Genomic DNA, 23,560 nt, shown 5'->3' with positions numbered 1-23,560 from the left:
AGTCTGTGCTTTGCTGTTGAAAACGATTTAATCACGGCGCCAGTGGCGCCACGGGGACTGGCATGCTGGAAAGGCTGTTTCAACTCAAAGCACACAATACCAACGTGCGTACCGAGATTCTTGCAGGTATCACGACCTTCCTCGCGATGGCCTATATCCTGTTCGTAAACCCGAGCATCCTCGGTGAGACAGGTATGGACAAGGGCGCCCTGTTTGTTGCCACCTGCCTGGCGGCCGCCATCGGTTCCGCGACCATGGGCATCATCGCCAACTACCCGATCGCCCTCGCACCGGGCATGGGCTTGAACGCCTTCTTCACCTACACCGTGGTGCTGCATTTGGGCCATACCTGGCAAGTAGCGCTGGGCGCGGTGTTTATCTCCGCAGTGTTGTTCTTCCTGCTGTCGATCTTTCGCATCCGTGAGTGGATCATCAACAGTATCCCGCTGCCACTGCGCTCGGCCATTGCCGCCGGTATCGGTCTGTTCCTTGCGTTGATTGCCCTGGGCAACGCCGGCATCGTGGTTGCCAACCAGGCAACGCTGGTGGGCATGGGTGATCTGAGCCAACCCAAAGTGATCCTCGCCTCCCTGGGCTTTGCCCTGATCGTTGCCCTCGAGGCCATGCAAGTGCGCGGTGCGGTACTGATCGGCATTCTGGGCGTCACGATTGCCTCGATCGCATTGGGTGTGACCGAGTTCGGTGGCGTGGTGTCGATGCCGCCTTCGCTGGCACCAACCTTCCTGCAGCTGGATATCAAAGGCGCATTGGACATTGGCCTGATCAGCGTGATCTTCGCCTTCCTGTTCGTTGACCTGTTCGACAACTCCGGCACCCTGATCGGCGTTGCCAAGCGCGCAGGCCTGATGGGCAAAGACGGTCACATGCCAAAAATGGGCCGTGCCCTGATTGCCGACAGCACCGCGGCCATGGCCGGTTCCCTGCTGGGCACCTCGACCACCACCAGCTACATCGAGTCGGCAGCAGGCGTAAGCGCCGGCGGCCGTACCGGCCTGACCGCCATCGTGGTCGGCATCATGTTCCTGCTGGCCCTGTTCTTCTCGCCCTTGGCTGCCAGCGTCCCGGCCTTCGCCACCGCACCGGCCCTGATGTTTGTCGCCGTCCTGATGATGAGCGGCCTGGCCGAAATCGAATGGGATGACGTGACCGTTGCCGCACCGGTGGTGATCACCGCACTGGCGATGCCGTTCACCTACTCCATCGCCAATGGCATCGCCTTCGGCTTTATTTCCTGGACCGTGATCAAGCTGCTGACAGGTCGCATACGCGAGCTGAATGCACCACTGATCATTCTGTCGATTCTGTTTGTGATCAAGCTGGGTTGGTTTAACGCATGAGTGCTTTGCCATTTGATTCTGCTACCTACGCCATCGAACTCGAGGCCAAGGCCAACCGCCTGCGCGAACTGCTGGCGCCTTTCGATGCACCCGAGCCTCAGGTGTTTGACTCACCGCTGAAGCACTTCCGTCTGCGGGCCGAGTTCCGCCTGTGGCGCGAAGCGGGCGAACGCCACTACGCCATGTTCTCGTCGGACGATAAGCGTACGCCGATCCTGATCGAGGACTTCCCGATCGCCAGCCTGCGCATCAATCAATTGATGCCGCAGCTCAAGGCCGCCTGGAAAGCCAGCTCGGCCCTGAGCCACAAGCTGTTCCAGGTGGAATTCCAGACCACCCTGGCCGGCGATGCGATGGTCACGTTGTGCTATCACCGTCCGCTGGACGAGCATTGGCAGAACGCGGCCGAGCAGTTGGCCAAAGACCTGAACATCAGCGTGATTGGCCGCTCCAAAGGCAAGCGCACAGTGATTGGTCGCGATCATGTGGTCGAGAAGCTCGAAGTGGCGGAGCGTACCTTCACCTATCAGCAACCTGAGGGCGCCTTCACCCAGCCCAACGGCACGGTCAACCAGAAGATGCTCAACTGGGCATACGACGCGTTGGGTGAGCGGGCCGATGACTTGCTGGAGCTGTATTGCGGCAACGGCAACTTCACCCTGCCGCTGGCCACCCGGGTACGCAAAGTGCTGGCAACCGAAATCAGCAAGACATCGGTCTATGCCGCACTGAACAACCTCAGCGACAACGCTGTGGATAACGTCACGCTGGTGCGCCTGTCGGCAGAAGAGCTGACTGAAGCCCTGAATGAAGTGCGTCCGTTCCGTCGTTTGCAAGGCATCGACCTGAAAAGCTACGACTTCGGCAGCGTCTTCGTTGATCCGCCACGTGCGGGTATGGACCCGGATACCTGCGAGCTGACCCGTCGTTTCGACAATATTCTGTATATTTCCTGCAACCCGCTGACCTTGGCCGAGAACATCGCCCAACTGCACGACACCCATCGCATTGAGCGTTGTGCCGTGTTTGACCAGTTCCCGTGGACTCACCACATGGAATCGGGCGTGTTGCTGGTCCGTCGCTAAACAGTACAGCCTCCAACCCGGCCTCTCTACTGAGAGGTCGGGACGAGCGTTACCCCTGCGCTTCAAGTCCTCGCTGTACCTTCCCCCCGTTTCAATGGCCGATAAACGCCCACTTCTTGCGCGACACATCCGCTGGATCGCCCCCTCCGATTGATCTTATTAACCGGTTGGTACATTTTATTCTGACGAGCCGGACCATGCTCTGGCGACCTCACAATAACAATCCAGAGTTGCCCTTTATGACCCCTATCGTTCTGGTGCTCAACGGCCCCAACCTGAACCTGCTCGGCAGCCGCGAGCCCGGTATTTATGGCCATGAAACCCTGGCTGACATCGCCGACTTATGTGGCCGCACGGCCACGGAGCTGGGCCTTGCGGTTGAGTTTCGGCAAACCAATCATGAAGGTGAACTGCTCGACTGGATTCACGGTGCCCGCCAGCGTTGCACCGCCATTGTGATTAACCCCGCCGCCTGGACCCATACCTCGGTGGCCATTCGTGATGCCCTGGTTGCCAGCGAGTTGCCGGTCATTGAAGTGCACCTTTCCAACGTGCATACCCGCGAACCTTTCCGTCATCACTCCTTTGTTTCCGGGGTTGCCCAAGCGGTACTGTGCGGGTTCGGCAGCAACGGCTATCGGCTGGCGCTGGAACACCTCGGCCAGCAACTGAAAAGGTAACGCCATGTCGAAGACTGCCTCTTCTACCGTACTGGCCGGATTGATCGGCGCCGGCATTCAGGCCTCACGCACGCCCGCGCTGCATGAGCGCGAAGGCCTGGCACATGGCCTGCGCTATACCTATCAGTTGCTTGATCTGGATGCGCTGCAGCTGGACACCCACGCGCTGCCCGACCTGCTGCTGAGCGCCGAACGCCAGGGCTTCAACGGCCTGAACATCACCTACCCGTGCAAGCAACTGGTCTTGCCGCTACTGGATGAACTCTCGCCCCAAGCGCGCTGTATCGGCGCGGTGAACACCGTGGTGTTCACCAACGGCAAACGTATCGGCCACAACACTGACTGCCAGGGCTTTGCCGAAGGGTTTCGGCGCAGCCTGAGCGATGTGGCCGTGGAGAATGTGGTGCAAATGGGTGCGGGGGGTGCCGGGGCGGCCGTTGCCCACGCCTTGCTCGACGAGGGTGTGCAACATCTGCAGATCTTTGATGTGGACCACCGTCGTGCGCACAACCTGGTCGATAACCTGAATCAGCATTTCCCGGGTCAGCGGGCCACAGCGGGAACCGACCTGGCAACCTCAATGGCCCAGGCCAACGGGCTGGTCAACACCACACCGGTCGGCATGACCAAACTGCCCGGCATGCCGGTGCCTGCCACGTTGCTGCACAAGGCCCTGTGGGTGGCTGAAATTATCTATTTCCCATTGCAGACCGAATTGCTGCGTACCGCCCGGGCCTTGGGCTGCCGCACGCTGGATGGCAGACAGATGGCGGTGTTTCAGGCCGTGAGCGCGTTCGAGCTGATCAGCGGCACCACGGCTGACGCGCCGCGCATGCTGGCTCACTTTGAAGAGATGAACAACGCAGTGCAGGACTGACGCAACGGTCTCGTTCTGGCTGACCGCTGCGACGCCCGTCATCAGCGGTCAGCCCCCGGGATCAGGCCTGCAAATAGCGCAGGACCGAATCGCAAATCATCTCGCGCTGGCGCTGTTTGACCTGCGGGTCTGACAGGTCGACCTGAAAGCTCTCCCCCACCGTGTAGCGGTTGGAGACGCGGTAATAACAGAACGAACTGACCAGCAGGTGCACATCCAGCGGGTTCAGGCCCTGGCGAAACACTTTCTGCTCGACACCGCGCTGCAGAATGTCTTCCAGCACATGAACGATGTTGTCGTTCATCGCCTTGATGCATTCCGAATGCTTGATGTATTCGCCCTTATGGATATTTTCGATGCTGACAATGCGCACGAAATCCGCATTCCGGTCATGGTGATCGAAGGTAAACTCCACCAGCCTGCGGATCGCCTGCACCGGCTCCAGCTCGTTGAGATGCAGCTGGCTTTCAGTGGTGCGAATCTCGCTGTAAAGCTTCTCCAGCACCTCGACGTAAAGCTGCTCTTTACTGGTGAAGTAGTAATAGATCATGCGCTTGGAGGTGTGGGTGCGCTCAGCGATTGCATCCACGCGCGCGCCCGACAGCCCTTGCTCGACAAACTCGACAATCGCTTCCTTGAGGATATTCTCGCGCGTCTTTTCAGGATTGTTCTTACGGCTTTTACGCGGCTCGCTCACCGCAGCGGTGTCGATGTCTGGGGTCTTGGTCATTAAAGACTCACGGCCATATGAAGATGATCGCGATTATGGGCTGCCCGGCCCGGCGAAGGAAGTCGCCAAACGTATTGGCCCATGACGTTACAGCTTCGCCTGTCGAACCGCGCCGCTGCGCGACTTGGCCATGGCCGCCAGACGCACGGCGACGTTGGCAGCACCATAACCGGCATAGCCATTTTTGCGCTGCAGGAGTTCAAAGAAGAAGCGGCCTTCAAAGGGTTCGGTGTACACATGGAACAACTCGCCGCCTTGGCCGTCGCGGTCATACAACACGTTAAAGTAGGCCAGCTCGCTCAAAAACTCATCGTCAAAATCAAAGCGTGCCGCCAGGTCATCGTAGTAGTTGAGCGGGATGTCCAGCAGCGGCACGCCCGCTTCTTTGGCACGACTGACTTCGGCGAACAGGTCATCACATTCAAACGCGATGTGGTGCACACCTGAACCGCGATAACTCGACAACGCGTGAGAGATGGCGGTGTTCCTGTTTTCTGAAATATTCAGCGGCAAGCGGATCGAACTGCAGCGGCTACGCAGCGCGCGACTTTTCACCAGCCCGTAAGGATCCGGCAGCACCACTTCGTCATCGGCCTCGAAATCCAGCAGGCTTTTGTAGAACAGCACCCAGCTGTCGAGACTTTCGGCCGGCAACGCCATGGCCATGTGGTCAATGCGCTTGAGTCCGCCGGGGCTCGCGTCCACGGGCGCAAGGTTGAAATCCGACTCGTACAGCGGCTTACCGGAGGCATCGGTGTCCACCAGATAAATCAGGCTACCGTCGGGGGCTCGTACAGCTGCCAGCTCCAGCTCATTGGGCCCGACCAGACCGCGATAGGGCTGGCCCTTGTAGGCCACGGCACGAGCCAGCGCGCGGGTACTGTCCTCCACGCGAATCGCCGTGGCGCACAACGATGGGCCGTGCGCCTCAAAAAAGTTGTGGGCAAACGAATACGGTTCGGCATTGAGAATCAGGTTGATATCACCCTGGCGCAGCAGGCTCACATTTTTTGAGCGATGCTGCCCGGCCTTGCGAAAGCCCAGGCGCTCCAGCCAATGGCCGAGCTGCGCACCGCGGCTTTCATCCACGGCAAACTCAAGAAACTCGATCCCGTCGTAGGCACTGGCGGCCGCTGGCGCGAACAAGGGCTCCAGGCTGACCTCCGGCTCCGCTTGCCGGGCCAGACGCTCGCGGGTCTTCTCTTCGAGATAGAGCAATGAGCGAAAGCCGTCCGCGGCATTGGCGCGGGTCGGCGCCGCACGGAAACCATCATTGAAGACTTCCAGCGACAGCGGCCCGGTGTAGCCGCTCTGAATGATCGGCGCCAAAAAGCCGGGCAAGTCGAACTCGCCCTGGCCGGGGAAGCAGCGAAAGTGGCGGCTCCACTCCAGCACGTCCATCGCCAGCAGTGGCGCGTCGGCCATTTGCACAAAGAAGATCTTGTCACCCGGAATCTGCGCAATCGCGCCGGGATCACCCTTGAGCGACAACGTATGGAAGCTGTCGAGCAACACCCCGAGGTTCGGATGATCAATCTGGCGCACCAGGTCCCAGACCTGCTGCCACGTGTTGACATGACGTCCCCATGCCAGCGCCTCGTAGCCAATGCGCAGGTCTCGGGCCCCGGCTCGCTCGGCGAGCAGGCTCAGGTCATCGCGTAAAACTTGCCAGTCACCCACTGAATCGGACGCTGTGTTGCTGCACACCAGCACCAGGTCAGTACCCAGTTCCTGCATCAGGTCAAATTTGCGTTCGGCGCGATCCAGGTTGCGTGCCAAGCGGTCACGGCGGCAGCCTTCAAAGTCGCGAAACGGTTGAAACAGACTGATCGCCAGCCCCAGGTCAGCGCACATCTGGCGTACTTCACGCGGGCTGCCGTCGTAATAAAGCAGGTCGTTTTCAAAGATCTCGACCCCGTCAAAGCCCGCCGCCGCAATGGCATCCAGCTTCTCGGGCAAGGTGCCGCTCAACGATACAGTGGCGATCGAACGCTTCATGTTTAACTCCCAGAATTGGAACGGCCTGCAGACGACAGCATTTCTAATAGCCTGATTATTAAGGGCGCCCTATTATTGAGCAATCACGATGTACCAAACAGTTAGTTTTGCGTGCGTTTATCGAACACTATGGCCTGTCACGAATTGACGAGTTTTTGCTCACTCGCCACCATCGACCCCGTACTACTGGGCTTAAACGCTCCAGCACACCACATAACAATTCCAAAAACGGGTAACCGCTCATGCTCGCATTTATTGATCTGACGCTCTGCTTGCCTACGCCGCTTGCGTGGAGCCCGGCCTTGTCATGGACGGGTAAATAATCATGGTCCCTTCTCAAACTGTACGTAGCACCCCGGCCCAGAGCACACCGCATGGCGGCATCGGCGACCGGATTCGCGGCGCCATGGCGATCGGTAAAACCCGCTGGGGCATGCTCGCGCTGGTCTTTTTCGCCACCACGCTGAACTACATCGACCGCGCCGCCCTGGGTGTAATGCAACCGATTCTGGCCAAAGAGATGAGCTGGACGGCGATGGACTACGCCAACATCAACTTTTGGTTCCAGGTGGGTTACGCCATCGGCTTCGTCCTGCAAGGCCGCCTGATCGACCGAGTCGGCGTCAAGCGTGTGTTCTTCTGCGCGGTATTGCTGTGGAGCCTGGCCACAGGAGCGCACGGCCTCGCCACCTCGGCGCTAGGCTTTATGATCTGCCGCTTTATCCTTGGCCTGACCGAAGCGGCCAACTACCCGGCTTGCGTGAAGACCACGCGCCTGTGGTTCCCGGCCAGCGAGCGTGCCGTGGCCAGCGGGATCTTCAACGCCGGGACCAACGTCGGCGCCATGTTCACCCCGATGCTTTTGCCATTGGTGCTGCATGTCTGGGGCTGGCAGGCCGCCTTTTTGTGCATGGCGGCATTGGGCGGTATCTGGTTGATTTTCTGGGGCCTGAGATACTACAACCCCGAGCAGCACCCGACGGTCAGCCAGGCAGAACTGGCGTATATCCAGCAAGAGCAGGAACCCGAGCAAAAGTCCGTTTCCTTTTCCACCATCCTCAAGATGCGCGGAACCTGGGCCTTCGCCCTGTCCTATGCGATGACGGCACCGGTGTTTTGGTTCTACCTGTACTGGTTACCGCCGTTTCTGAACCAGCAGTACAACCTGGGCATCAACGTGACGCAGATGGGTATCCCGCTGATCATCATCTATGTCACCGCCGATTTCGGCAGTGTCGGCGGCGGGATTCTTTCTTCGGTCCTGATCAGTCGCGGCATGGCTGCCGTCAAGGCGCGCTTGGTGTCGATGCTGTTGTGCGCCATCAGCATTATCGGCGTGGTGTTTGCCGCAGGCTCCAGCCAACTGTGGGTGGCGGTCGCGGCTATTGCCCTGGCCCTCGGTGCGCATCAGGCCTGGACCGCGAACGTCTGGAGCATGGTGATGGACTACACGCCCAAGCACATGATGGGCACTGTGTTCGGATTTGGCGGCATGTGCGCTGCCATCGGCGGGATGTTCATGACCCAGTTCGTGGGCTATGTGCTGACGGTCTCCAACAACAATTACACCCTGTTGTTCACCATGATTCCGGCGATGTACTTCATTGCTCTGGTGTGGATGTACTTCATGGCACCGCGAAAAATCCCGCAGACGTAAACCGGGATTGCACAAAAAAGTCCCTGCAGGAGCGAGTTTGCTCGCTCCTGCAAGTTCTGATCTGCATTGCCCTTAACTGATTGGCCCTCAGGCCGTAGCTTTGCGTCGCTGCTGCAAGGCGGCTGCCAGGCCGCTGACGCAGATAATGGCAATACCGATACGGGTGGTGAAATCTGGCGTGTGGTTAAACAACAGCCAGCCCAGAATCCCGGAAAAGACGATCTGGCAGTAACTGAAAGGAGCCAGCAAGGCCGGGGCCGCCAGGCGGAAGGATTGGGTCAGCAGCAAGTGGGCTGTCATGCCCAGACTGCCGAGCGCGAGCATTTCCAGGCCATGAATCAGCGTCGGCGTTTGCCAGAAGAACGGCACCAGCGCACTCATCACCAACGCATTGAATAGCCCGGCGAAAAAATTGCTGGTGGTTGGGCTGTCGTAAAGGCTGAGTTTGCGCGTAAGAATTTGATAGCAGCTGAAGCACAGCGCCGCCGCCATCGGCAGCAAGACCGCCGGCGTGAATAACTCGCCGCCGGGATGAATGATCACCACCACCCCGATAAATCCGCAAATCACGGCGACCCATTGGCCGCGGGTGACCTTTTCGCCCAGCAACGGCCCGGAGAGGGCCGCCACCAGTAACGGTGCCAGGAAGTTCACCGCCGTGTTTTCGGCCAGTGGAATGAACAATAATCCGTAGGTAAAAAACAACCCGGAGCCCAGTAGGCATACCGCTCGCAATATCTGGAGCAATGGGCGTTTGCTACGTAAGACCCTTAGCCCGGATTGCGGGAGAAAGATCCCGGCCATAAGCAAGGTGTGCACCAGATAGCGCGCCCACACCACCATCACTACGGGATACAAGCCGCTCAAGTATTTGGACAGGGCATCGTGACTGGAGAACAGCGCAGTGGCCGTCACAATCAGCAGTATGCCCTTGAGTGGCTGGTTAACGCCCGAGAGCGGCGTAGGCAATGTCATTGAACACCTCATTGTGGGGCAATGGACTGAACGCATCTCAGATGCCCATGACACGGGCGATACGCCTGCAAGGCTGATGATTGCTCAGCGCTCAAATAATTTAGAGCGTGGCTCCATATTCTTGCAAGCTATATTAACTGTCTGGTTCAAACCGATTTAAAACCGAGGTGCCAACAACTGCGTGCCCGCGTTCACCTGCAGGCGAGATGGCTCTCGCCTGCAGAGAAGTCGCTTTAAAAATCGAAGAACACTGTTTCGCCAGTTCCCTGAAGGTAGATATCAAAACGGTAGGCCGCTTTACCTTGGACTTCGCAGCGCTGAGCGATGAGGGTTTCACGACGTTGCGGTTGCTCGATCAGATTGAGCACCGGGCAAACGGCATTGGCTTCAGACTCATCACTGAAGTACAGGCGGGTTTGTAAATGGATGTTGATGCCACGGGCAAACAGCGTCACGTTGATGTGCGGAGCCATGGGCAGCCCCGCAGCGTTTTTCACCACACCCGGCTTGACGGTGTTGAGCACCCACTCTCCGGCATCAAAAGTGGTTGCCGTGCGGCCGAAGCTATTGAACGCCTTTTCCGAGTTGAAGGCTTCGTCATAGTCGCCTTCGTGGTTGGCTTGCCACAGTTCAAGGAAGGCATCGCGCACCAAATGACCGTTGCCGTCGTACACATTGCCCAGCAGCATGATGTGCTCGCCCGAGGCATCGGGTCGGGCCATCTCACTCCAGATTTCTTCGGGCCGTGGCGGATTACCCGCCGCAGCCAGTGCCAGGCCGATATGGACATAAGGACCCGCCGTTTGCGATGGGGTTTCCGGTAGCAATTGAATAGGCATGACGGGGCTCCTCAGCAGTTTTCGAAGTGCGTCTTGCGCTGGCCGCGCAGCACGATGTCAAAACGATAGGCCAGACAATCCATCGGATTGCCGGCTGCCATGTCCAACCGTGCTATCAGGCTTTGCACAGCCTCGGGGTCGGCGATCGATTTGACGATCGGACACATCGCAATCAACGGATCACCTTCAAAGTACAGCTGGGTAATCAGGCGCGTGGCGATCGAAGGGCCACTGATGGAGACGTGAATATGCGCCGGGCGCCAATCATTGGGCCCATTGCGCCACGGGTAAGGACCCGGCTTGACGGTGCGGAAGCTGTAATAGCCCTGACTGTCGGTCAACGTGCGGCCCACACCGCCAAAATTGGGGTCCAGCGGCGCGAGATAGCGGTCGTTCTTGTGCCGATAACGGCCGCCGGCGTTGGCTTGCCAGATCTCGACCAAGGTGTGGGGAATCGGCTTGCCATACTGGTCGCACACGCGACCGGCCAGCAGAATCCGCTCACCCACCGGCAAGCCACCATTGTTAAAGTTCAACAGGAGGTCGTTGTCGAACTGGCCAAATTTCAGGTGGGAAAAATCAGGGCCACTGGTCTCACTCACCGACTGTGGAATGCTCACCAGCGCCTGGCGCGGGGAGCGGGCAATCGAGGTTTTGTAGTCGGGAGTCAGGGCTTTGGGGTGCCAATTACGGTCGCGGATGATAAAGCGCCGGCTGTCTGCATCAGACATGTCGATTTCCTATTGTTTTGATAAAGGCCAGAGGCCAGTTTCAATCAACAGGCAAGCACGGACTATTGAAAAAGCGCCACCAAACTATAACTAAATGGTTATGGATAGGTGCTCGCGCAATAGGCTTGACCCAACTCCCGCAAAACCTCGACACAGCCCTGGGTAGCCACAGACATCGGTGCGTGGGCGTTGCTGCAAATACCGATCGAGCCCCCCGGTTCACGCAGCCCCAGATCGAGTTCTTGCAGTTCACCGCTCGCCAGATCGAGTCGTACGGCATCCAGCGGCGCGATCCAGACCGCATCATTACGCAAGACGTAGCGCCGGCTGACGGTGATGGAGAGGGTTTCCAGACGTTGCCGGGATTGAGTCAGACCACACTGCACAAACAGGCTGTCGGCAAAGGTCCGGATCGTGGTGTTGGCCAGCGGCAAGACCAGCGGGTAGCGCTCAAGCAAACGGCGATCCAGAGGGGCTTGCGTCAGCGGATGACCGGGACGCACCACCAAGGTCATGGACTCGCTGTAAAGGTGCTCAAAATTCATGCCCTGGATGTCCGGGCTGTCGGTCATCCGCCCCACCACCAGGTCGATATCGCCGACCCGCAATTGCGATAAAAGATACGCACTGGGCCCCGTCACCACGCTCACCACCAGCGCTGAATGCCGCGCATGCAGACGCTGCACCAGTTCGGGGATCAACAGGCTTTCGACCGTCGACAACACGCCGAGCCGTACAGTGCCCCCTGAGAACTCCCCTCCGCGCAAGGCATTTACGCCTTCGCGCAATGCCTGCACAGAAGGCGTCGCGTAACGCAGAAATGCGACGCCGGCCTCGGTCAGACTGATCCCGCTTTTACGCCGCACAAACAGACTGACGGTCAGCAACGCCTCCAGCTCCTTTAAGGTTTTGGACATGGCCGGCTGACTCACCGCCAGCACATCCGCGGCCCGTGCCAGGCTGCCCTGGCGTGCCATCTCCAAGAAACACACGAGGTGCCGGTACTTGATGCGGGTATCTATGTTCACAGGGTTAGCGACTCCGAAGACGGGAATGGGTGGATAACCGCAGGCGACCCGTGGTGTATTCAACCATTTCGATTTGGCGGCGTGTACTCTAAAACAGTACCGGCCACGGTTGACGGGCGCTGCCGCCCAAAGGCGGTTTGCTGAAAATCGGATACGCTTCGCGAGATGTCATACTTGAGCACTATTAAAAAGCGTCTGACGACCGGGCTGGCGTAGTCCCTACTCAGCAACAACACTCACAAACAAGATTTATCTGAGGATTCCTTCATGCTTTGGAAAAAAGGTCGACGTAGCGACAATGTGGAAGACGTGCGCGATCAAAGCACCGGGGGCGGCGGCGGGATGCGGATTGGGGGCGGCAAAGGCCTGAGCCTGATGGCGGTGGTGGTGATCGTCGGCATCGGTTTGTTGACCGGCCAGGACCCGATGCAGATTTTGGGTCAGTTGAGTGGTCAACTGACTGAGCAATCCTCGCCGCAGGTTACCCAGCAAACCGGCCATGCACCACCAGCCAACGATGAGCAGGCCGAGTTCGTACGCGCCGTGCTGGGTGACACCGAAGACACGTGGCGCCAGGTTTTCCAGCAAGCCGGGCGCAACTACAAGGACCCGACACTGGTGCTGTTTCGTGGCCAGGTCAATTCAGCCTGCGGTTTCGCTTCGGCAGCCAGTGGGCCGTTCTATTGCCCGGCCGACCAAAAGGTTTATCTGGACATGAGCTTCTTCCAGGAAATGGCCCAGCGCTTCCAGGCTGCCGGTGATTTCGCACAAGCCTATGTCATCGCCCATGAAGTGGGGCACCACGTCCAGACGCTGCTGGGTGTGTCATCGAAAATGCAGCAGGCTCGCCAGCAAGGCAAACGCATGGAAGGTGATGGCGGGTTGTTGGTACGCCAGGAATTGCAGGCTGACTGCCTGGCCGGGGTATGGGCCAACCATGCGCAAAAACGCCTGGACTGGCTGGAGCCTGGAGACATTGAAGAAGCCCTGACAGCGGCCAACGCCATTGGTGATGACCACTTGCAGCAGCAAGGCCAGGGCCGGGTAGTCCCGGACTCCTTCACCCACGGTACTTCGGCACAACGGGTGAAATGGTTCAAGACCGGCTTTGCCCAGGGTGACATCAATCAATGCGACACCTTTGCCGCCGCGCGACTCTGAACAAAGAGCGGAACGTCGCAGCGGCCGAGCAGGCAAAAGCCAAGTTGTAACCGCTGTCGAAGGTTGCGACGGGTTGCCCGGCGACCCTGTTGTTGAAGGCCTTGCAGCCCTTTTCGCAACCTGCGGCAGCGGCTACAGAACCGGCAGTTAGCCGTCGCTCGCAGTTAAGCCAGCAGCCTGCGCAGTTCGAAGCAGTCCCGGGCGTGCCAGTCGGTCAGTTCCGGCCAGGGATTGTCCGGCACGTTGACCAGCACGGTTCGGCTGCCTGCCGCGCGCCCACAAGCCAGGTCAAACTGATAATCCCCCACCATGACCAGCTTCGATGGCTCTACGTCCCAGGCGCGAGCCAATTGCAGCAGGCCATCCGGATCAGGCTTGTGCGCCGCATCGTCCCGTCCCAGCACATCCCGGGGCGCAAAACAGGTGTCCAGGCCGATGGCCTTGAGCGTGATCTGCGCCAGCTCTTGAGCATTACGGGTCAGTACACCCAGACGAACACCCCGCTCAGCCAGTTCATGAACCAGTTCAACGGCACCCGGGGCCGGGACAGAAGCCAGGGCCAGCTCACGCTCGTGCTCCAGCAACCACGCGTGCTTGGCCGCCGAGACCTCGGGCGGCAAGGCCGCAAGATGGGTCAGAATGTCTTCTGCGCCCGGTATCTCCAGATACTGCCGAATAAACGGGAAGTCATGCACCGCAACGGTCAGGGTGCCGTCCATGTCAAACACCCAGTGTTTGATGTCCTTGAGGCTCATGCCCAATCCTTGCGGTGGCGAATCAGGCCTTCCTGGGTCACCGAGGCAACCAGTTTGCCGGCGCGGTTAAACACACTGCCACGGGAGAACCCGCGAGAATTGCCAGCCCAAGGACTGTCCATGGCGTACAGCAACCAGTCATCGGCCCGCAGGTCAGCGTGGAACCACAGCGCATGATCCAGGCTGGCCACTTGCATATCCTTTTGCCATACGCCTTTGCCGTGAGGCAGCAAGGAGGTGGTCAGCAATCCGAAGTCCGATGCATAGGCCAGCAGGTATTTGTGCAGCGCTGGCGTATCGGGCAGCGCACCGTCTGCACGAAACCACACGTACTTGATCGGGTCACTGACTTGAGGGTTGAACGGATCTTCCCCGATCACCGGACGAAACTCGATGGGCTTGGCACACAGTAGCTTTTCGCGCATCGACTCAGGAATCAGGTGCGCACGCTGACGAATCATCTCCAGCTCGGAAGGCAGGTTTTCCGGACCCACCACGTCCGGCATCGTGGTTTGATGCTCAAATCCGCCCTCGTCGTATTGAAACGAAGCGCTGCTGGTAAAAATCGGCTTGCCCTTTTGGATCGCCGTCACCCGACGCGTGCTGAAACTGCCGCCATCACGCACGCGGTCGACCTGATAAACCACGGGCAGAGTGGCATCGCCAGGACGCAGGAAATAGCCATGCATCGAGTGCACGTGGCGGGCGTCTTCAACGGTCTGGCTCATGGCCGACAACGATTGTCCAAGCACCTGGCCACCGAACAACTGGCGAAAGCCCAGATCCTGACTGCTGCCACGAAAGAGGTTCTCCTCGATCGGTTCCAGGGTCAGCAGGTTGACCAGATCATCCAACACTTGGCTCATTCAGATTCTCCTCACACAGAGCAACACCACCGTAATCTTCGCTACAGCAGCCAATAATATTTCGGCTTTCGCCATGACACCTACTGCCTGCTTATCCGTGCAGAGTTTCCAACCATTGCGCCCGCGTAATCCTGTACAGCACATGCGCCCTTAACGGGTGGCCCTCAGGGAGCCGGGGGTGTTCAAAGTCTCCAGACAGATCGCGTTGCATGCCAATCGCCTGCATGACCTTTTGTGACGGCAGGTTCACCTGACTGGTAAACGACACCACCTGATCCAGCGCCAATCGATCAAAGGCACAGCGCAATGCTGCCCAGGCCGCCTCACTGGCGTAGCCCAGGCCCCAATGTTCCGGCGCCAGCCGCCAGCCGATCTCGACCGCCGGAACGAAGTGCGCATCAAAACCGACATTCGACAGCCCGGTAAAACCGATAAAAGCGCCTGAGTCCTTGCGCTCCAACGCCCACAAGCCGAATCCATACTCGGCAAAGTGTCCGCGCACCCGACCAATCAGCGCCGCGCTTTCGAGGCGGCTCAAGGGTGCGGGAAAATAGCGCATCACTTGAGGATCTGCACACATCGCAGCAAATTCGGGCAAGTCAGTGTCACGCCAGGGACGCAGTCGCAGTCGGGCACTTTCGAGTTCAACAATCTGTTCCATCAGTGCTCTCCGATTTGTTACCGGGCTTTTCGCATACCGAGCAGTGTACAGCGCTGTTAATATCCAGCGCTCGTTCCGACGTGAAATCCCTATGCCCGTGCCGCTGATTTACCACGATGACTACAGCCCTGAGTTCCCGGCGGAGCATCGTTTTCCGATGGACAAGTTCCGTCTGTTGCGCGATCACCTGGTCGAGTCCGGGCTCACCCGTGATACCGCGTTGCTGCGCCCGCAGTTGTGCCCTGTGGATATCCTCGCACTGGCCCATGATCGCACCTATATAGAGCGCTACATGGCGGGCGAACTGGCCCGCGAAGACCAGCGACGCCTGGGTTTACCCTGGAGCGAAGCGCTGGCGCGGCGGACTGTCCGTGCAGTCGGCGGCTCATTGCTGGCCGCCGAGCAAGCCCTGGAACATGGGCTGGCCTGTCATTTGGCGGGCGGCACCCATCACGCCCACTACGATCACCCCGCCGGCTTCTGCATCTTCAATGACCTGGCCGTGATCAGCCATTACCTGCTGGAAACTGGACGGGTGAGCCGGGTACTGATTTTTGATTGCGACGTGCATCAGGGCGATGGCACCGCACGGATTCTGGAACACACGCCAGACGCGATTACGGTTTCCCTGCACTGCGGAAAGAATTTTCCGGCACGTAAAGCCCAAAGTGACTGGGACATCGGCCTGCCCATGGGAATGGGCGATGCCGCGTATTTGCAGGTGGTCGACGAGGCGCTGAATTACCTGCTGCCGCTGTATCAACCGGATCTGGTGCTGTACGACGCCGGTGTCGATGTGCATAAAGACGATGCCCTCGGCTATTTGAAACTGACCGATGCCGGTGTGGCCGCCCGCGACGAAAACGTCATGCGTCATTGCCTGGGCCGCGATATACCGGTGGTCGGCGTCATCGGCGGCGGATACAGCAAAGATCGCAAGGCGCTGGCACAGCGTCATGGAATCTTGCATCACAGCGCACAAAAGGTCTGGGCATCCTCCGGCTGTTATTAACTTTTTTACCCACAATGCCTGTGGAACTGCCTGTGGATAACCTGAGTGAAAGCCCCTGTAGGCCACGTAGTCTAAGCGCTACAGAACGCTGTATGTTTTTCGTACAGCTATAACAGATCGACTGTAGCCGCTGCCGCAGGCTGCGTCCGACGACGAGGCCGTCGCAACATCAGACAATGGGAGCTCCCGGCCGGCGTGGCCTGCGCATTTACGATCGCTTCGCAATCGGACGCAGCCCTCGGCAGCGGCTACCGGGATACGAACACGTTGCCAGAGCTTTCCGTCAGGTAGAATGCACGGCCTATTTCGCCGATTTGTAGCCTGTCATGACTGAGCCCACTCCCCTCCTTTCCTATCGCGTCGCCATTATCGGTGGTGGCCCGGCTGGCCTGATGGCCGCTGAGGTGTTGAGCCAGGCAGGCGTGCAGGTCGATGTGTATGACGGCATGCCTTCCGTGGGGCGCAAGTTCTTGCTGGCCGGGGTTGGCGGCATGAACATCACCCACTCCGAACCCTACCCGGCCTTTTTGTCGCGCTATGCAGAGCGAGCGCCGCAGATGGCCCCGTTGCTTCGGGCATTCGATGCAGATGCCCTGTGCCAGTGGATTCACAACCTGGGCATCGAGACTTTTATCGGCAGCTCAGGCCGGGTGTTTCCCACAGACATGAAAGCGGCCCCGTTGCTACGCGCCTGGCTCAAGCGTTTACGCGAGTCCGGTGTAGTTATCCACACCCGCCATCGCTGGCTGGGCTGGCAAGCCGATGGTGCGTTGCGCATCGACAGCCCGGAAGGCGAAAAACAACTCAAGCCGGATGCGGTACTGCTTGCGCTGGGCGGTGGCAGTTGGGCGCGCCTGGGTTCGGACGGGGCCTGGATGCCGCTGCTGGCTGAACGTGGCGTGGAACTCGCCCCATTGCAGGCCAGTAACTGCGGATTCGATGTCGAAGGCTGGAGCGAGCTGCTGCGCAACAAGTTCGCAGGAGCACCGCTGAAGAACATCGCCCTTGCGCTGGAACACAGCACGCCACGCCTGGGCGAATGTGTCATCACCGCCAGCGGGATTGAAGGCAGTTTGATTTACGCCTGGTCAGCGCCCATTCGTGAGGCGATCAACCAACAGGGGACGGCAACGATCCTGATCGATCTGTTGCCGGGCAAGGCTGTGGATAAAATCCGGGCGGCCCTCGCCAAACCCCGCGGCTCACGTTCGATGAGCAAGCATTTGCACAGCCAACTGGGGCTGGATGGCGTAAAAGCGGCGTTGCTACGCGAGCTGTGCCCCGCCTCCAGCTTCAACGACCCCGAGCTTCTGGCCAAGGCCATCAAAGCCCTGCCACTGAAGTTGCTCAAGGCCCGCCCATTGGACGAAGCCATCAGCACGGCTGGTGGAGTGCGCTTTGAAGCGCTGGATGAACAGCTGATGCTCAAGCAATTGCCGGGGGTGTTCTGCGCCGGCGAAATGCTCGACTGGGAAGCCCCCACTGGCGGCTACTTGCTCACAGGCTGTTTTGCCAGTGGACGCGCCGCAGGGGTGGGGGTTTTGAGCTGGCTTACGGCTTGCGCTTGCGCGGACCGGTGTTGAACACAGGCACTTTACGCACCGGTTTGACCGAAGGTTCAGCCGGTGCTGCTTCGCCGCTGTCGACCCACTTGCCCAGGTTGCGCTTGCCACCACCGCCAGAGGTTTTCGGCTTTTTCGGCTTCTTCGGTTTTTTGACCACCTGACCTGAAGCGTCGGTCTCCGGGACGCGGTGCTCCGGCTCGAAGTCCTGCTCTTCATGCCGCGCCAGGGTCTGGCGGGTGAGCATTTCAATGGCCGACAGCATGTTCACTTCATCGGCGCACACCAGCGAGATCGCTTCGCCCTTCTGGCCAGCACGCCCCGTGCGGCCAATGCGGTGGATGTAATCTTCCGCCACGATCGGCAGGTCGAAATTGACCACCAATGGCAGGTCTTCGATGTCCAGGCCACGGGCCGCCACATCGGTGGCAACCAGGATCTGCACTTCGCTGGCCTTGAAGCGATCCAGCGCCCGCTGGCGAGTGGCCTGCGGCTTGTCACCGTGGATGCCGTCGGCATTGATGCCCAAAGCCTGCAACTTGCCCACCAGATCATCTACACCATTGCGGGTCTTGGCGAACACCAGGACCTGCTTCCAGTGCTGGGTGCGCAGCAAATGCAGGAACAACTCCGGCTTGCGCTTTTTATCCACAGGGATGACCCATTGCTTGACGCTGCTCGCGGCCACGTTGCGCGGGCTGACTTCAATGCTCAGGGGGTTGTCGAGCATCTGCTCGGCCAACAAACGGATCGCATCGGAAAAAGTCGCCGAAAACAGCAGGGTCTGGCGCTTTTTTGGCAAGGCGCGGTAGATATCACGCAGCTCTTCAGAGAAGCCCAGATCGAGCATGCGATCGGCTTCGTCAAGAATCAGGGTTCGCAGCTGGTTGAACTTGATGGCCTTTTGGCGATACAGGTCCAGCAAACGGCCCGGCGTGGCCACCAGCACATCAACACCTTTGCGCATTTTCATCATTTGCGGGTTGATGCTGACGCCGCCGTATACCGCGTAAGTGCTCAACGGCAGGTGCTCGGCGTATTGACGAATGCTTTCGTGAACCTGCTCGGCCAGCTCACGGGTCGGCACCAGCACCAGCGCGCGCACTGAGTTGCTGGCGACTTTAGGGCCTTCCATGGTCAGCGACTGCAACAGCGGCAGCGCGAAGCCGCCCGTTTTGCCGGTGCCGGTCTGGGCTGCGGCCATCAGGTCACGGCCGGCCAGCACTGCGGGAATCGCTTGGGCCTGAACCGGGGTTGGGGTCTTGTAGCCGAGCGTCTCAAGGGCGCGCAGCAAAGGTTCGATCAGGCCAAGGGTGGCGAATGTCATGGGGATACCGTCGAAAAAGGTCAGCGCAGGGGTGCATAAGTTGCAATGGCGCGCAGTTTACCCTAATTCAGGCGGGTTTCTGCTTGCGCCACTGCGGCAAGCCGATCAACACCACCGCGCTGATGATCACCGCCATCGCCAGGCACTCTTCAACGCCGATAGTCTCACCGGCAAATGCAATGCCGAGCATCACCGCTACGGCCGGGTTGACGTAGGCATAACTGGTCGCCGCCGCCGGGCGCACGTTTTTCAGCAAATACATGTAGGCGCTGAAAGCAATGATCGAGCCGAAGAACACCAGGTACAACAGCGCCCCCCACCCTGCGGCGGTCGGCATTTCAGTCATGCGTTCTCCGCTCAGCAGGCTGCCGATCAAGAGCACAGCACCGGCCACGAGCATTTCGGCGGCGCTGGCCATGGGCCCGGCGGGCAGCGGCAAGTGGCGACTCCACACCGAGCCAAAGGCCCAGGCCGCTGCGGCAAACAGGATCATGGCAGCCCCCATCGGGCTGGCTTGCAGGTTGGAGCCGAGGTTGAGCATACCGATGCCGATCAGTCCGAGCACAATCCCGGCCCACTCCAGACGGGTATTACGCGCGCCCCAAAAAAAGCCGAATAACAAGGTGAACAGCGGCACGGTTGCCACCGCCAACGCGGCGACGCCCGAGGCAACCCCCGAGTGCTCGGCCAGCGTCACACCACCGTTACCGCACGCCAGCAGCAAAAAACCGATCATCGCTGCCGAACGCCACTGCACCAGGGTCGGTGCAGGCGACCCGCGCCAGCGCATAAAACCGTACATCAGACTCCCGGCCACAAGGAAGCGCACGCCCGCCATCATCAAGGGTGGCCAGGATTCAATGCCGATGCGGATCACCAGGTAGGTTGAGCCCCAAATCACATACAACGCAAAAAAAGCACCGATCAATTGAAGCGGAAAACGACGTACGGCAGGCATGAGTCAGCTCAAAGGCAGAGGCAAGGGATGAAGCAGTCTAGACAAGCATGACGAAAAGAATAAGTAACAGAATGCTGCAAAAGCGACCGTACACTTTTACCGATCAAAAAACGTGGTCGCCGCAGCCTTGTGCCTCGGCAGCGGCGGCAGGTTCAAAACCCGCGATAACGCTTGAGGTGTTCGTTGATTTTGGCTGCCGGGACTTTCTGCAGGCTGCACAGCAGATCGTGGTTCAACTCCCGCAGACCGTGTTTTTGGCGCAGTTGCTGAGCCAGATGTGCCGTTAGGTTGGCGGCCATTTCGGCATCGGCCATCGCCCGGTGAGCCTGGCCGGTGTGGGGCAAGTCAGCGAATGTGGTCAGGGTACCCAGCTTGTGATTCGGTGCCCCCGGCATCAAGCGCCGGGCCAGCAACAGCGAACAGGCAAAATTCTGCAATCGGGTGCGCTTGATGCGCCCCATTTCAAAGTCCCAGAACTTTTGGTCGAAGGCCGCGTTATGCGCCAGCAACGGGGTGATGCCCACGAACTCATTGACCTCGTTCATCACCTGCTCGGCAGATGGCGCGCTGCGCAGCATGGCGTTACTGATACCAGTCAGTTGCTCGATAAAACCCGGTACCCGCACCCCCGCGTTCATCAGGCTTTGGTAGCGCTCGACAATGCGTCCCTGTTCGAGAATCACCACTGCAATTTCTGTCGCCCGACAACTGCTGCTCGGGGAGATGCCGGTGGTTTCAAAGTCAATTACCGCGATGCGTTCCAAACCTGATCAATCCTGTAAAAAGTGGGTATTACTTAAGTAGCAAACTGCCTTCAATCGGCACGTAGCGGCCAGCGGCACGGATCAGCGAGTTAGCGGTAAGGCCCGGTACGCCGTAGGCCACGGTTTCAACGCCGTGTTTGCTGGCAATGCGCTCGAGCAGCAGGTCAAAATCGCCATCACCCGAGGCCAATACCACTTCGTCGACATCGGCGGCCGAATCCATGATGTCGATGGTGATGCCCACATCCCAGTCGCCCTTGGCCGAGCCGTCGCTGCGCTGGATGTAGGGTTTGAGTTTTACCGTGAAGCCGAGGTTGCGCAGGATCTGCTGGAATTGCTGCTGTTTGCTGTCACCCCGGTCAATCGCGTAGGCATACGCTTCGACGATTTCTCCGCGCTGACTGATATCAGCCCATAACGCGGCGTAATTGAAATGGCAGCCATAGGCCTGGCGGACCGTGTAGTAGAGGTTCTGCACATCCGCGAAGACCGCAATTCTTTTCACCGGTAAACCTCATGGTGCCCGGCAAGCGGGCACACGACTGAAAAACAAGGGCGCAGTATGCCAGCCTGCCGACGGTTTGCGCGGATAAACCGCCGAGTGCCCCCAGCGCCGCGTTTAGATGTGCTCACCTTTGCCCTTCATCGGTTAAAGTGACGCACCGCTTTTGACTGCTGATGCCCGACAATGAATCCGTTGACTGTTATTCGCGACTCCCTCTACTTCTTCCAGCGCAATCTGGTTCAGATCGCGACGCTGTGCCTGCCGCTGGTCATTCTTGAAGCCGTGCTGCAACACATCGTCGAAAACGCCGTGGGGCCAAATCCATCCCCCGGCTATGGTTTGCTGGTCGGTTTGCTGGTGTACCCGCTGTATACCGGTGCTCTGATTCTGTTCCTCGACGCCCGCAGTCGAGGCGAAAGCCCCCGCAACCGTGAGCTGCTGGCACTGGCGCTGACGATGTGGCCCCGGTTTGCCCTGCTTTCCGCCATCAGCACCCTGGCGATCGTGCTCGGGCTGTCGTTGTTTTTTGTCCCCGGCATTTTCCTCACCGTCATGCTGGCGTTCTCTGAATACCGCTTGGTGCTGCGTGGTGAAGCGCCTCTGGCCGCCATGAAGTCGAGTTTTTCCATGAGCAAGGGCCATTTCTTAAGAATTTTCATCTGCCTGCTGGCCGTGCTCGGTCCACTGATGATCCTCAAGGAGTTGAGCCTCTCGCTGCTGAACAAGGATGAAAATCCGTTGCTTGGCGTGGGCCTCGAAAGCGTCAGCAGCTTCTTGCAGTTGTTTGTATCCGTCGTCCTGTTCCGGTTGTTTATGCTGATCAGCGACTCGTCTGACATGAAATGACAATTGCGCCCAGCCGATAGAACCTTGGGCTACCCCCTGCTGTCCGGTATGCTCGTTCACTTCTTGCAACGTCATAAGCCGAGCCCATGCCACGTTTCCTGCGCCTCACCGTATTTGGTTTGCTGCTGATTTCAGGACTGCTGGCAGGCCTGATTTACAGCGTGACATGGCGACCCGAGGCCAAAGAAGTGCTGTCGCTGAACTGCCCGGCCACAGCGCCCGTGCTGACACCCGGCCAGGCGCTCAAGGTCATGACCTGGAACGTTCAGTACCTGGCGGGCAAGCGCTATGTGTTCTGGTACGACCTGGCTGACGGCAGCGGCCCCGACACCCGGCCGAACCGCGAAGACATGGCCTTCAGCCTCGACGAGGTGGCCCGGGTGATTCGCGATGAACAACCCGATCTGGTGCTGCTGCAGGAACTCGACGAGAACGCCAAGGCCAGTGGCTACCAGGATCAACTGGCCTTGCTGCAAGAGCGCCTGGTGGATCTTTACCCCTGCAGCACGCAAACCTTTACCTGGAAGGCCGACTTTGTCCCCGACAGGCATATTTTTGGCAGCGTCGGCCGCAAGCTGGTCACCCTCGCCCGCTATCAGATCGAACATGCCGAGCGTTTACAGTTACCCGTGGCCGAAGCCAACCTCATCAGCCGCCAATTCCAGCCAAAACCCGCCTTGCTGGTCAGTTACCTGCCGCTCAACGACGGCGGGCAATTGATTGCCATCAACACCCAGCTGGATGCACCGACGCAAAGCAACAGCAACCTGCGCAAGCAGATGCGGGCCGTCGCGGCACTGACCGACAAACTTGAGAGTCAAGGTACACCCTGGTTGATAGGCGGGGACTTCAATCTACTGCCCATCGGCCAGTTCCTGCGCCTGCCACCCGAGCAGCGCCTGGGCTACTCCTCTGACAGCGAGCTGCACCAGCTGTGGGAGAAGTACCCGATGATCCCCAGCAATCCCGAAGCCACCGGCATAAACCGAGAGCTGTGGCTGACCCACTTCCCCAACGACCCACGGGTCGAAGCCCCTGACCGTACCCTCGACTACCTGTTCTACAGCCCAAAGCTCAAACGCATTGAAGGGTATGTGCGCCAGAAAGACACCCAGACCATCTCTGACCATCTGCCGGTGGTGGGGCGCTTGCTGCTGCCCGTGGATTGAACCGTCCCTTTATCCC

The 23,560-nt window shown here is 59.2% G+C and carries 23 protein-coding genes; 10 read left to right on the top strand and 13 right to left on the bottom strand.

Annotated elements, in window-relative coordinates; translation table 11 throughout:
• The first annotated feature begins 62 nt into the window (after nucleotides 1-62).
• The 4 genes from DQN55_RS03530 to DQN55_RS03515 all read left to right on the top strand — a co-directional run bounded on the left by DQN55_RS03530 (nucleotide 63) and on the right by DQN55_RS03515 (nucleotide 4,000).
• Nucleotides 63-1,358 (top strand): NCS2 family permease, encoded by a 1,296-nt coding sequence (locus DQN55_RS03530; RefSeq protein ID WP_048378274.1) that lies wholly within the window; start codon nucleotides 63-65, stop codon nucleotides 1,356-1,358.
• Nucleotides 1,355-2,443, top strand: a complete 1,089-nt coding sequence (gene trmA / locus DQN55_RS03525) for a tRNA (uridine(54)-C5)-methyltransferase TrmA (protein WP_048378275.1) — start codon at nucleotides 1,355-1,357, stop codon at nucleotides 2,441-2,443. The genes DQN55_RS03530 and trmA overlap by 4 nt, the downstream gene beginning before the upstream one ends.
• 239 nt (nucleotides 2,444-2,682) lie before the next feature.
• Nucleotides 2,683-3,123 carry a type II 3-dehydroquinate dehydratase gene (gene aroQ / locus DQN55_RS03520; RefSeq protein WP_048378276.1) on the top strand — a complete coding sequence of 147 codons (441 nt, stop codon included), beginning with the start codon at nucleotides 2,683-2,685 and terminating at the stop codon, nucleotides 3,121-3,123.
• 4 nt (nucleotides 3,124-3,127) lie between these two features.
• On the top strand, nucleotides 3,128-4,000 hold the full coding sequence (locus DQN55_RS03515; protein WP_048378277.1) for a shikimate dehydrogenase: 873 nt from the start codon (nucleotides 3,128-3,130) through the stop codon (nucleotides 3,998-4,000).
• A gap of 61 nt (nucleotides 4,001-4,061) precedes the next feature.
• Here DQN55_RS03515 and DQN55_RS03510 read toward each other — a convergent pair whose 3' ends face one another.
• Together DQN55_RS03510 and quiC are read right to left on the bottom strand one after the other, a co-directional pair.
• Nucleotides 4,062-4,730, bottom strand: coding sequence for a TetR/AcrR family transcriptional regulator (locus DQN55_RS03510; RefSeq protein ID WP_048378278.1), 669 nt, complete (start codon nucleotides 4,728-4,730; stop codon nucleotides 4,062-4,064).
• Nucleotides 4,731-4,817: 87 nt separating this feature from the next.
• Nucleotides 4,818-6,728 carry a 3-dehydroshikimate dehydratase QuiC gene (gene quiC, locus DQN55_RS03505; protein ID WP_048378279.1) on the bottom strand — a complete coding sequence of 637 codons (1,911 nt, stop codon included), beginning with the start codon at nucleotides 6,726-6,728 and terminating at the stop codon, nucleotides 4,818-4,820.
• 325 nt (nucleotides 6,729-7,053) lie between these two features.
• On the opposite strand from quiC, the gene DQN55_RS03500 reads away from it, so the two are divergent.
• Nucleotides 7,054-8,385, top strand: a complete 1,332-nt coding sequence (locus tag DQN55_RS03500) for an MFS transporter (protein WP_048378280.1) — start codon at nucleotides 7,054-7,056, stop codon at nucleotides 8,383-8,385.
• Nucleotides 8,386-8,472: 87 nt separating this feature from the next.
• Here DQN55_RS03500 and DQN55_RS03495 read toward each other — a convergent pair whose 3' ends face one another.
• From DQN55_RS03495 to pcaQ, 4 genes are all read right to left on the bottom strand, one after another.
• Nucleotides 8,473-9,360, bottom strand: coding sequence for a DMT family transporter (locus DQN55_RS03495; protein WP_048378281.1), 888 nt, complete (start codon nucleotides 9,358-9,360; stop codon nucleotides 8,473-8,475).
• A 233-nt stretch (nucleotides 9,361-9,593) separates the two neighbouring features.
• Complete coding sequence (gene pcaG / locus DQN55_RS03490) at nucleotides 9,594-10,199, bottom strand: protocatechuate 3,4-dioxygenase subunit alpha (RefSeq protein WP_048378282.1); 606 nt, start codon at nucleotides 10,197-10,199, stop codon at nucleotides 9,594-9,596.
• 11 nt (nucleotides 10,200-10,210) lie between these two features.
• Nucleotides 10,211-10,930, bottom strand: a complete 720-nt coding sequence (gene pcaH, locus DQN55_RS03485; protein ID WP_048378283.1) for a protocatechuate 3,4-dioxygenase subunit beta — start codon at nucleotides 10,928-10,930, stop codon at nucleotides 10,211-10,213.
• A gap of 98 nt (nucleotides 10,931-11,028) precedes the next feature.
• Complete coding sequence (gene pcaQ, locus DQN55_RS03480) at nucleotides 11,029-11,958, bottom strand: pca operon transcription factor PcaQ (protein ID WP_048378284.1); 930 nt, start codon at nucleotides 11,956-11,958, stop codon at nucleotides 11,029-11,031.
• Nucleotides 11,959-12,225: 267 nt separating this feature from the next.
• Here pcaQ and ypfJ point away from each other — a divergent pair, with 267 nt between their 5' ends.
• Entirely contained in the window at nucleotides 12,226-13,119 is an 894-nt protein-coding gene (gene ypfJ, locus DQN55_RS03475) for a KPN_02809 family neutral zinc metallopeptidase (protein WP_048378285.1), read from the top strand.
• A 164-nt stretch (nucleotides 13,120-13,283) separates the two neighbouring features.
• On the opposite strand, the gene DQN55_RS03470 is transcribed toward ypfJ, so the two are convergent.
• The 3 genes from DQN55_RS03470 to DQN55_RS03460 form a co-directional block, all read right to left on the bottom strand.
• Entirely contained in the window at nucleotides 13,284-13,874 is a 591-nt protein-coding gene (locus tag DQN55_RS03470; protein WP_048378286.1) for an HAD family hydrolase, read from the bottom strand.
• On the bottom strand, nucleotides 13,871-14,740 hold the full coding sequence (gene tesB / locus DQN55_RS03465; protein WP_048378287.1) for an acyl-CoA thioesterase II: 870 nt from the start codon (nucleotides 14,738-14,740) through the stop codon (nucleotides 13,871-13,873). Before tesB ends, DQN55_RS03470 begins: the two co-directional genes overlap by 4 nt.
• Before the next feature lie 91 nt (nucleotides 14,741-14,831).
• Complete coding sequence (locus DQN55_RS03460) at nucleotides 14,832-15,401, bottom strand: GNAT family N-acetyltransferase (RefSeq protein WP_048378288.1); 570 nt, start codon at nucleotides 15,399-15,401, stop codon at nucleotides 14,832-14,834.
• Nucleotides 15,402-15,492: 91 nt separating this feature from the next.
• On the opposite strand from DQN55_RS03460, the gene DQN55_RS03455 reads away from it, so the two are divergent.
• Nucleotides 15,493-16,413, top strand: coding sequence for a histone deacetylase family protein (locus DQN55_RS03455; RefSeq protein ID WP_048378289.1), 921 nt, complete (start codon nucleotides 15,493-15,495; stop codon nucleotides 16,411-16,413).
• 326 nt (nucleotides 16,414-16,739) lie between these two features.
• Complete coding sequence (locus tag DQN55_RS03450) at nucleotides 16,740-17,996, top strand: TIGR03862 family flavoprotein (protein ID WP_048378290.1); 1,257 nt, start codon at nucleotides 16,740-16,742, stop codon at nucleotides 17,994-17,996.
• Here DQN55_RS03450 and DQN55_RS03445 read toward each other — a convergent pair.
• From DQN55_RS03445 to DQN55_RS03430, 4 genes are all read right to left on the bottom strand, one after another.
• Nucleotides 17,965-19,302 carry a DEAD/DEAH box helicase gene (locus DQN55_RS03445; protein ID WP_048378291.1) on the bottom strand — a complete coding sequence of 446 codons (1,338 nt, stop codon included), beginning with the start codon at nucleotides 19,300-19,302 and terminating at the stop codon, nucleotides 17,965-17,967. The two genes, DQN55_RS03450 and DQN55_RS03445, sit on opposite strands and share 32 nt — an antisense overlap.
• A 67-nt stretch (nucleotides 19,303-19,369) precedes the next feature.
• A complete protein-coding gene (yedA, locus tag DQN55_RS03440) occupies nucleotides 19,370-20,260 on the bottom strand; it encodes a drug/metabolite exporter YedA (RefSeq protein ID WP_048378292.1) in 891 nt (296 codons plus the stop codon).
• Nucleotides 20,261-20,412: 152 nt separating this feature from the next.
• Nucleotides 20,413-21,024: a 3'-5' exonuclease gene (locus DQN55_RS03435; protein ID WP_048378293.1), complete on the bottom strand. Its 612-nt coding sequence runs from the start codon at nucleotides 21,022-21,024 to the stop codon at nucleotides 20,413-20,415.
• 28 nt (nucleotides 21,025-21,052) lie between these two features.
• Nucleotides 21,053-21,529 carry a LabA-like NYN domain-containing protein gene (locus tag DQN55_RS03430; RefSeq protein WP_048378294.1) on the bottom strand — a complete coding sequence of 159 codons (477 nt, stop codon included), beginning with the start codon at nucleotides 21,527-21,529 and terminating at the stop codon, nucleotides 21,053-21,055.
• A gap of 183 nt (nucleotides 21,530-21,712) precedes the next feature.
• On the opposite strand from DQN55_RS03430, the gene DQN55_RS03425 reads away from it, so the two are divergent.
• On the top strand, nucleotides 21,713-22,375 hold the full coding sequence (locus tag DQN55_RS03425) for a YciC family protein (protein WP_048378295.1): 663 nt from the start codon (nucleotides 21,713-21,715) through the stop codon (nucleotides 22,373-22,375).
• A gap of 86 nt (nucleotides 22,376-22,461) precedes the next feature.
• Nucleotides 22,462-23,544: an endonuclease/exonuclease/phosphatase family protein gene (locus DQN55_RS03420; RefSeq protein WP_048378296.1), complete on the top strand. Its 1,083-nt coding sequence runs from the start codon at nucleotides 22,462-22,464 to the stop codon at nucleotides 23,542-23,544.
• Nucleotides 23,545-23,560: the final 16 nt, after the last annotated feature.

This window comes from Pseudomonas taetrolens (genome assembly GCF_900475285.1).
GTDB lineage: Bacteria > Pseudomonadota > Gammaproteobacteria > Pseudomonadales > Pseudomonadaceae > Aquipseudomonas > Aquipseudomonas taetrolens.
The sequence above is the reverse complement of the archived record's forward strand: the minus strand, read 5'-3'. Positions and strand labels throughout refer to the sequence as shown.